This is a genomic window from Flavobacterium sp., assembly GCF_029242675.1.
GTDB lineage: Bacteria > Bacteroidota > Bacteroidia > Flavobacteriales > Flavobacteriaceae > Flavobacterium.
Map to the genome: position 1 here is coordinate 1 of NZ_JAQWTM010000266.1, position 7,182 is coordinate 7,182.

Sequence of the window (7,182 nt, forward strand, 5' to 3'; positions counted from 1 at the left end):
GGCTTGATAGTCAGCATACTGTATTGACCGTGTTTAGCCGTATTAGGGAAAAACCAATCGACTTGAATGTTATTCAATTTGCAATTGGCATCAAACTGCCAAAAAAAGTAATCCATACCACCCACTCTTTCAGGAAGCAATTTATAATTACACAAAACAGCTATTCGTTTTTGATTATCCATTTAAGTCAGATAAGGTTTGCGCTATTCGTTTGCTTGTGCCTTTAAGATCGTGACTGATTTGTAATTTCACAAGATCCTTTCGCTGCTGACTTCTTACACTACTTTGGTCTAGAGCTTTATTAATCTGGATAATTAATTCTTCTTTGGTTGTTGCAATTGTAACTGCTCCACTGTCAATTACTTTTTTATAATGATCGTAATTCAAGAATCTTTGATCATCATACAAACCATTTTCATTATTCCCAAAAACAGTATTAATAACGGGTTTGTCAAACAACATAAAATCCAAACTCATAGTCGAACACATGTTGACATTTAAGTTGGCATACTCAAGTATGGCACGTAAATCCTTTAGATCTTGATCCGAAGGAATACGTTGCGACCAACTTTCGGCATGATTCTCCCGTGTCAAAACCCATTTCGGGTAATTCCAAATGATTTCTGGAAATTCGTTTTTCAAAGCATCAAATCGGGCTGGTCCTTCTGCGGGTGAGGTACGCACTAATAATTGACAAGCTGTATTCATTTTATTTTCTCTTATGGCTACCATAATACTTCTAATGACTAGTGCATCATTAGTACCAATACTGGAATCCGCACAGCTATAACAAATAATTTTCTTGGTTTTATCTAAATTAAAATTAGTATAAAAAACATCTTTATTCATCTCATATTTGTCCATGATATAAGGTTCGAACTGGGGTGTTCCTACTACTTTTACTTTTGAATCTTTTACTTTTGGATAAAAATAAAGTAGCTCCTCCTTCATCAAATCACTCCAAACCAAAAAGGAATCGAATGAACCTAGCATTCTCCCTTTTGAAGATAAATTATCCCAACTAAAGATAAAACTGCTAACAGTAATTTTTAATTTTATGGTTACATATAGAAAAGGAGCCAAATAAGACGGTCTTTGATGCGTAAAAAACACATGTGAAGGTTGATCATCCTGCAACATCTTTAAATACGATCTTGTTATTTTATTAGAGGTAAAAGATAAAAATTGCAGTTTTTCAACAAATAGAATGCTCGCGTCTGAATGTATTCTTTGCGTCACCAAATAGATAAATTTCACTAAAATTGCCCTCAAAGAATTTTCTTTGGGATAACCCGAACTGAGCGCATCGTTCATCCCATAAAAAGACTTATGCTTTTGTAAATGAGCGACTTCTTTCCATTTTCTAAAGAACCATGTAAGTTTTGATTCCTTGTAAACAGCTAATTCTTTTATTATTACAGCAGATGACAAGCTGCTAGGATATGCATGTAAAGGTAAGCCTGAATAGAACACAAGCGAATCAAATTGATCTAGCGATTGTACTATGAAATCGCTCATAATAAAATTCCTATACCCTACCCCATCTGTTATTACTACCCCTAGTTTTCGCATTATAACTCTCTAAACTGTTTTTGATGATTAATAGCCCACAACCTATCATTTTCGATCGCGTCTAAAAATAATTGTGTGCTATTTCCTTTTCCAAAATTACCCAAAGCTTCATTCTCTTTATGGCAATCTATTATTTTTAAAGCGTTGATTATAGCTGCTTGCTCGTAGTTGACATTAATAATATCAGCAAGAACTGCTCTATTTTGTTGCCGTGTTCCTATATTGATAATCGGTATATTATAATAAGGCGCTTCTCTTATTCCTGCACTACTATTACCTATTATAAATTGGGCGTTTTTAAGTAAAGTCAAAAAATATTCAAAACGCAAGGAAGGAAAAACTCTAAAACGACTGTTGTTTTTTAACCTTTTATATTGTTCTAGTATAAAGCCACTTCCTAGGTCATTGTTAGGGTAGATTACTACATAATTATGGGTGTCTTCCAATAAACAACTGACAAAATTTGTAGCGTACTCTTTCATTTCACTAGATTCGGTGGTTACAGGATGAAACATAACTATTGCATATTTTTCAAATTCAATTTGGTAGTACTCCTTGACAACAGTTAGATTTGGTAGGATATCCGAGAACATAATATCAATATCAGGAGAGCCGATAGTAAAAATAGAAGATTCTGTTTCGCCCATCTGCAATAATCGCTTGGCAGCATCCTCGTTAGAAACAAAGTGAATATGGCTCAATTTACTAACACTGTGCCTGATTAATTCGTCGACAGTTCCTGATAACTCACCTCCCTCAACATGTGCAACTAAAATATTATTTAAAGAGCCTACTATCGCGCCAGCCAAAGTCTCTACTCTATCACCGTGCACCACAATTAAATCGGGATTTATCTTTTTAGTAAAACCCGACAAACCCTCTATAGTTTTAGCTAAAGTCAAGTCCATAGTGGTTTCATGGGTATGATTTTCAAATGTGTGAATGTTTTTAAAATCACAGCGTTGAATTTCTAACAAGGTATAACCATATTCTATTTGCAAATGCATCCCAGTGACCACTACATGCACTTCAAAGTCGGGACGCACATCCAATACTGAAATTAGTGATTTTATTTTACCAAAATCAGCACGTGTACCCGTTAAGAATATTATTTTTTTCATTAATTCTCTTACTGTTAATTACTAACCGCCTGGAAACCGTCTTGCATAGTGCTTCCTCTTTGCTTTAGATTCTTTAGATTCATGTATTTATGACTACAAGGCAGACAGAAATCGTAACATCTATCTCCCGAGCTCGGCAAATAAATTATAATTGACTTCAATTTAAATTTTAAAAAACGTTCTTCTTTGGGAACTTGAATTTGCTTTTGTGAAATAAGCCTAGGATTAAAAAATAATTGCCTATTATTTGTTAACGTAATTCTAAGAAAATTAATTAAGCAAATCAACATCAAAACATAATAAAATACTTTTTTGATACCGAGTTTACTTAAAAAGGTCAAATCCATGTAAAACAACGGTGTTACTATAAGTATATAGATGTAATTCAACCCAAATCTAAACGCAGGTGCCAGAAAAAACCAATAAGAAAAACAAATAAAAACTATACTAATTATAGCGTTATACTTTACACTATACTTGGCTTTTGTGAATAATGGAATAGATAATGCTACCAAAGGCGCTAGTATCGCAGTAATAAAATAAATTCTATCCGAAAAATTAATGTTGGCCCACCAATAAGGAAACCATTCTGTAATTGAAAGGTGAACGGCGTTTAAATCAAGTCTGCCCGGTATTCTTGCCCAACTTATTATTGTGTTCTTTTCAACAACAACATCGGCTATTGGCACTTTCCAATCTATATTAAAAAGATCAATTTTTGAGAACGGGAATACCAACCAACCTGTTAAAATCACATTTCTAATTAACCAAGGGAGCAAAACTAAAAAAACTGAAAGAAGTAATTTTTTATTGCTTTTCATTAAGTTAGGATTGTAATACCCTATTAAAGGTATGAACAGAAAAAAAGGCACTATCGACAACTTTACAGTTATTAAAAAAGTCAAACTAATTATTAATAGATAAAACTTATCTTGTCTAAAACCTGATTTAAACTTTGATTTAATTAAGGTGCTAATTAAAACTAATGGAACTACAAAAACAATGTAATCTGGTGAGGGCGAAGATAAATTATCATAATTTTTTAGAATGTAATAAAGAAGAATAAATTGAATAACAACATCCACATTAATTACTTTCTTTTGTATCGATTGATACAAATTAAAGATAAAATATCCCACTGCAAAACAAAACAAGAAAAAGTTTACACTGTAAGTTTGTTGACCAAAAACATCATTGAATGAGGTCAGAGCAAAAAGTATAAAGATATTTGAGTTATAACCAAACCGATAATGCAAATTTGCTAAACCTGGTACTGCTCTATATTCTTGAATCCATTTTATAGACTGAATATGGTATAATGGTGAATCATAATTAAGCGGCGCATTTGAAGCGACAATTAATCCAATTAAAAAAAAAGGCAAAGCGATCCAAATTATTTTATTTGTGCGCAAACCTTTAAAGTAACTCTCAAACTTTTCGCGAAAGAGAAAAAGCCCCAAAACACCAAAAAGCAATAAGCATGATTTTACAACAAAATTAATAGGAATAACAATTGATAGCCATGACGTGATTGAGGTTAAAAATATCAAACCTAATAACAAAGTATCAAAAAAATCAAATGAAAGTTTAGTAACTTTAGCAAAAACATTACCAAACACTAATGTTAACAGTAAAGTAAACAAACAACTAACTAATAGATGTAGCATAAATTATTTTGAAAAGACGTTGTACTTAATAATACAATAAATTGCTCTAAAACCATCCTTCCAACCTATCTTTTTACCTTCTTCGTACGTCCTACCGTAATAAGAAATACCTATTTCGTATATCCTGACATTAGAAACTCTTGAGATTTTTGCAGTCACTTCAGGTTCGAAACCAAATCTATTTTCTTTTAGACGAATTGACTGAATCATTTTTGTGTCAAAAACTTTGTAACAAGTTTCCATGTCTGTTAGATTAAGATTTGTAAAAGCATTCGACAAATTGGTTAAAAATTTATTTCCGACAGTATGCCAAAAAAACAATATCCGATGTGGCTTTCCTCCAATAAACCTAGACCCATATACCACATCTGCCCGTCCGTTAATAATTGGTTTTAGTAGGTCTTTAATCTCTTCAGGATCATACTCTAAATCAGCATCCTGAACCATTAAATAATCACCAATTGCCTTTTGAATTCCTAATTGAATTGCTGCACCTTTGCCTTTATTTTTTTGATGCTTAAAAAAATGTATTCGATGTTCTTTATTTAATTTAATAAAGTTCAAAATTTTAACTTCAGTATCATCAGTAGAGCAATCATCGATAATAATAATCTCTTTTTGAATATCATTTGGCAATTCAATTTCACTCAGCTTTAACAAAACACTTTCAATCGATTTTGATTCGTTAAACGCTGGCATTATTATCGTAAGTAATTTAAAATTCATTTAATTATTTTAAAATTATTGTTTTTACCACAATTAAATCAATTGGGAGCAAAGAGTAAAAACTTTAGGTTATCAATTGGTTTTTTATTAATAATAACGCCAATAACTCTACTAAAATTGACAACCTTTGTTTCAAGTACCACTGTCAGGCTGAGCGGAGTCGAAGCCTTTGTTTTTTGAATGTGATTCGTTTTTACACTCTGATAGAAAAGGCAACAAATCATAATCATCTTTTATAAGCGCTTCTTTCTTAGCTCTACTCCATTTTTTTATTTTCTTTTCAAACTCGATTGCTTGATTAGGATCTGTAAATTCTTGATACCACATTAACGCCACAGGTCTACGTTTAAAAGTATATGCATCAGGATATTTCCCTGCGTTGTGCTCCACTAATCGCCTATCTATATCTGATGTGATTCCTACATAATAAGAATCATCTTTACATTTTAATAAATAAACATAATAAAATTTCATTAGAGCACTTTTTACATTTTGAGATTCTCGACTCCGCTCGAATTGACAATTGTTGTCTTGAGCATAACTGTCAGACTGAGCGGAGTCGAAGACCTTGCTTTATTAATCACGTTTTATTATAAATAGATTCTCGACTCCGCTCGAATTGACAATCGTTGTTTTAAATACCACTGTCAGGCTGAGCGGAGTCGAAGCCCTTGCTTCATTAATCACTTTGTATTATGAATAGATTCTCGACTCCGCTCGAATTGACAATTGTTGTCCTGAGCATCACTGTCAGGCTGAGCGGAGTCGAAGCCCTTCTTCATTAATCACTTTGTATTATGAATAGATTCTCGACTCCGCTCGAATTGACAATTGTTGTTTCAAGTACTAATGTAAGGCTGAGCAGAGATAAAGCTTTTATTATTAAAATGTTATTCATTTTTGAAGTCTGATAAAAAGGCAACTGATTAAAGTCATTATTTAGCAGTACTTCTTTCATAAATTTTCTCCATTCTTTTAATTTCTTTCCGAATTTCATTTTTTGCTCTAAAAATCAGAAAATCAGTTCTAAAGGTTTTGAAATAGCTAATTGTATTCGTAATAGATATTTTAAAAATGAGGGAAAAAACAATTCTTATGTATTTAGGAGGTTTTCTTTCATGCAATAAATACTCGGATAAAGTTTCATTCTTATATCTTAAAATACTTGATTTTAAATCTCGTTTTACAAAATAAAAGAAAGTCTCGTCAAGATCTTTAATTTCAAATCCTTTTTTACAGACTCTATCAGACCATTCCTTATCCTCGCTAAAAGGTAAATCTTCATCAAATTTATGAATTAACCATACCTTTTTGTTCACGATAGAACAAGCCGTCATTAATCCATATTTTAGTGGTTCTAACACCTTAAAATCATTTTCAATAGCTCTTTTATAATTTTCAACACTATTTATAAACCTGACACCCGCCAGATTCTTATTATTATTAAATAACCCTAAAGCTCTATTAAAAAAACTTTTACCAATCGGAATCGCATGTGCACTCAGTAGTAGAACAAAATCAGAACTAGCTTTTTCAATACCAAGGTTTGTTGCGCGCCCGTAACTAAAATCATCAATATTAACAACCTTACAACCATATTTAGCCGCTATCATTTTACTACTATCAGTAGATGCATTATCAACAATTATAATCTCGCTATAGTCTCCCGAATATCTATCTGTAAGTATTCCTAAAATTGTATTGAGTGCATCTGCTTCATTCTTATTTCGAATAACAATTGATATCATAATGCTGTTTTAATTTTCAAAATCTTCAAAATTTAACTGCTCATCATTATCAATATCTCTACTAGCCACTTTCCCAAGAAGATCGTCAAAATGAATTGCTAAAATGGCACCGGTTCCTGGCCGTTTTACCCAAATATTATCCATAGTCAGTAATTCTCCTTTTTTAATAGGCGCAATACTGCAAACCGTAGCAAAAGCAAAATCAATAGTAACCTGTTCCTCCTTAGCTGGTTCTTTTATACCACCGCGCATTTGCCAAATTTCGTTAGAACTTACAATTAATTCTGCACAGGCATTTTCGTCCATACTGCACACAATATCTGGACCTGTTAGTTGCATCGTATCGGT

At 32.3% G+C, this 7,182-nt stretch carries 7 protein-coding genes and 1 pseudogene; all 8 read right to left on the reverse strand.

The window, feature by feature from the left end:
• Positions 1-182 (reverse strand): annotated as a pseudogene (locus P8M54_RS09850) (hypothetical protein); the annotation flags it as partial.
• Entirely contained in the window at positions 175-1,518 is a 1,344-nt protein-coding gene (locus tag P8M54_RS09855; RefSeq protein ID WP_300287652.1) for a hypothetical protein, read from the reverse strand. The gene P8M54_RS09855 and the pseudogene P8M54_RS09850, both read right to left, overlap by 8 nt.
• A 53-nt stretch (positions 1,519-1,571) precedes the next feature.
• A complete protein-coding gene (gene neuC / locus P8M54_RS09860) occupies positions 1,572-2,693 on the reverse strand; it encodes a UDP-N-acetylglucosamine 2-epimerase (protein ID WP_300287653.1) in 1,122 nt (373 codons plus the stop codon).
• Positions 2,694-2,707: 14 nt separating this feature from the next.
• Positions 2,708-3,514 (reverse strand): hypothetical protein, encoded by an 807-nt coding sequence (locus tag P8M54_RS09865; protein ID WP_300287654.1) that lies wholly within the window; start codon positions 3,512-3,514, stop codon positions 2,708-2,710.
• Positions 3,515-4,363: 849 nt separating this feature from the next.
• Complete coding sequence (locus P8M54_RS09870) at positions 4,364-5,086, reverse strand: glycosyltransferase family 2 protein (RefSeq protein WP_300287655.1); 723 nt, start codon at positions 5,084-5,086, stop codon at positions 4,364-4,366.
• Positions 5,087-5,218: 132 nt separating this feature from the next.
• Positions 5,219-5,560: a GIY-YIG nuclease family protein gene (locus P8M54_RS09875; protein ID WP_300287656.1), complete on the reverse strand. Its 342-nt coding sequence runs from the start codon at positions 5,558-5,560 to the stop codon at positions 5,219-5,221.
• Positions 5,561-6,021: 461 nt separating this feature from the next.
• Positions 6,022-6,834 (reverse strand): glycosyltransferase, encoded by an 813-nt coding sequence (locus P8M54_RS09880; RefSeq protein ID WP_300287657.1) that lies wholly within the window; start codon positions 6,832-6,834, stop codon positions 6,022-6,024.
• Between the two features lie 9 nt (positions 6,835-6,843).
• On the reverse strand, positions 6,844-7,182 hold a 339-nt coding region (locus tag P8M54_RS09885), incomplete at its 5' end, for an SAF domain-containing protein (protein WP_300287658.1).